The organism is Moorena sp. SIO4A1, assembly GCF_010672065.1.
In the GTDB taxonomy this organism is placed as follows: Bacteria; Cyanobacteriota; Cyanobacteriia; order Cyanobacteriales; family Coleofasciculaceae; genus Moorena.
On the sequence record NZ_JAAHHX010000589.1, the window covers coordinates 1 to 1,617 of the forward strand.

At 44.2% G+C, this 1,617-nt stretch carries 1 protein-coding gene and 1 pseudogene; both read right to left on the reverse strand.

Annotated features, from left to right (window positions below; all coding sequences use genetic code 11):
* Nucleotides 1-183 precede the first annotated feature (183 nt).
* A complete protein-coding gene (locus F6K53_RS40955; RefSeq protein ID WP_293085989.1) occupies nucleotides 184-1,023 on the reverse strand; it encodes a GAF domain-containing protein in 840 nt (279 codons plus the stop codon).
* A 350-nt stretch (nucleotides 1,024-1,373) separates the two neighbouring features.
* A pseudogene (locus F6K53_RS40960) lies at nucleotides 1,374-1,617 on the reverse strand (recombinase RecA); the annotation flags it as partial.

Below are 1,617 nucleotides of genomic sequence, written 5' to 3' on the forward strand. Positions count from 1 at the left end.
GGAGAGGGTAAGGGTAGCACTGTTAAAATTACCTTGCCGATCATCGATGGAAAACGGGAATAGGGATGCAGCGCTTTTCTCGTACTTCCTGCTGTGTTGACAATAGTGGAGCAGTCGGTTATAATTTTAAGCCTTTGACGTCAAAAATTATGGCTACCTTTGTAGCCCAACTACGCTATTGCTCTAGTTAGGCACTTCTTGCGGATTCTGTTCAATTGAGGAACTACTAATCTGTTGCGCCAGTGAGCTGATAACCTTCAATTGTTCCTCACCAAAAGCGTCTGCTTCTGGACTAGCAATGGTAATGAGACCCTTGATTTTATAGTCATCAATCACTGGCACGCTCAGAAATGACCGCACTCCTGCCAAATCCAAACCCCCAGATACTATCCCCACTACCTGCCCATCGTTACCAATAACTGGTAAAGAAACCACGGCAACCCAAAGGTTACTCTTAGCGCGAAAAACTGTTGATATATAGGTGCGTCCCTTGATAGCTTGTTGAAAATAGCGGCGATCGGAATAGTCTTTACCAATTAAATCTAATTCCGGGGCTTCTGGGTAGCGATAAATCATCACCCCCTGACGATTGATTACACTCCACCCAGCCAATCCAGCCATTGCGTTTTCCATCAGGGTGCTCTCTCGTAGTGCTTGCCCTAAGGCAGCAACATTTAGCGTGCGCGTTTCCGAACAAAATGCTAGAAAACTCAGGGTAACAAACAGTCGCTTCAGGTCATTTTGGGCTAAATAAGCGACTGTTTCTGGGGCATCAGTTCCCTGTGATGCCACTAACTCCATCTGAATTTGGTCAGGTTGAAGGTCTAGGTCAGTTAAGCTAGCCAAGGTAATCAGCGCCAAAGCTCGCAATTGCTCAGCCGCAGTAGTAGTTGACTGTTTACCTAGCACGATCAGCAACCGAGTCTTTTGCTCTTCTAGGAGTAGCATACCATAAATTGGTGGGTCAATGGTTGCCTTGATTTGGTCAAAGGTTGTTTGCCACACCGGTTGCTTGCCTGTCATAATTTTTGAAAAAAAATGTTTTTATATTAAGGGGCAATGATATAGTGTAAAGGGGATAAGCGCCTTAGATCTAGACCATATTTCTCAAACAAACTTATAAATATAAGACTAACGGCTGAGAATAGTTGATCAGTTCATAAATTTTGGTATTTTGCGCGCGTCTTTCTGCAGTGGTCGATAGCAAACGTTTGTTCCGACAGGCTGATTTCGCCAGATTTTCTGGAAGCGTCGAGATATTTTCTACTGTTTGGGAAATGAATCGTGATTGACCTTGACCTTCTGTCACGCTACGGGAACGGTCACGCTACGCGATTGGCCGTAGGCCACGCTTTGCGAACGAGAATATTTGATTAAGATGGGGTGTTCTCAATCACAATCCCCTTAGTGGGGGAGATACTGTAAGGGTAGGGACGCTGATCTGCCTTAGCCCCACGAATTTTAGTAATTTGCAGCCAATTTTTGTAGCCAATTTCTTTTCCGTTATTCATTTCATCCCAGTCAGGGGAATAAAGGTCTACTACGACATCATAAAGGTTCAGTAAATTGTAGAGATCGCTTTTTTCGATTCCGTCCTGAGCAAAAATATCTAACACT

Excerpts from the sequence above, each read along its gene's own strand:
- F6K53_RS40955 (WP_293085989.1), bottom strand. The coding sequence starts at position 1,023 with ATGACAGGCAAGCAACCGGTGTGGCAAACAACCTTTGACCAAATCAAG.